General features: G+C 59.2%; 1 protein-coding gene and 1 pseudogene. One reads left to right on the top strand and one right to left on the bottom strand.

Annotated elements, in window-relative coordinates; translation table 11 throughout:
• Positions 1-337 (bottom strand): signal recognition particle receptor subunit alpha (locus AAC083_RS06955; protein WP_181364673.1); only part of this gene is annotated, 337 nt, incomplete at its 3' end.
• Positions 338-539: 202 nt separating this feature from the next.
• Here AAC083_RS06955 and AAC083_RS22945 point away from each other — a divergent pair.
• Positions 540-703 (top strand): annotated as a pseudogene (locus AAC083_RS22945) (inner membrane protein YpjD); the annotation flags it as partial.

Genomic DNA, 703 nt, shown 5'->3' with positions numbered 1-703 from the left:
TACCGGCACCCTGCAGACCCGCCATCAGTATGATGGCCGGCGGTTGGGCGGCCAGGTTGAGCTGCTCGTTGGCTTCGCCCATCACCGAGACCAGTTCACCGTGTACTATCTTGATGAAGGCTTGGCCCGGACTCAGGGACTTGGCCACTTCCTGGCCAACCGCCCGCTCCTTGACGCGAGCCACGAAGTCCCGCACCACCGGCAGAGCGACGTCTGCCTCGAGCAGCGCCATGCGGACTTCGCGCAAGGTATCCTTGATGTTCTCTTCGGTCAGGCGACCGCGCCCACTGACATTGCGCAAGGTGCGCGAGAGTCGTTCAGTCAAATTCTCAAACATGACGGATTCCGGTTCTTGGCGTAATAAATTGGGGGCATTATAACCCAGAGCAGACGCGAGGACGATTATTCACCGCGCGGCAGCCATGGGGACCTTCTCTCTATATATGGGCAGATCGGCGGCTGCACAACTGGCGAGCACATCTTGTGCAAGGTATACTGCCTCTCTTATTCCCAACAGCCTGTTCAACAACGACCTGGTTATGATCGTGATCTCTGTTCTGGCCCTGGCGTTTTATCTGCTGGCCATCATCGCCTCGCTGCACCTGCTGCTCAGTGCCAAACCTGTGGGGCAAGCTCCCCTGTTTGCCTGTATCGGACTGGCCCTGATCGCGCACGGCGCCGCTGTGGCCGGCGAAGTACTGGT

The organism is Aeromonas sp. HMWF014 (assembly GCF_963878295.1).
Taxonomy (GTDB): domain Bacteria; phylum Pseudomonadota; class Gammaproteobacteria; order Enterobacterales; family Aeromonadaceae; genus Aeromonas; species Aeromonas popoffii.
Note: the sequence above shows the minus strand (reverse complement) of the source record. Positions and strands in the feature narration are given on the sequence as shown.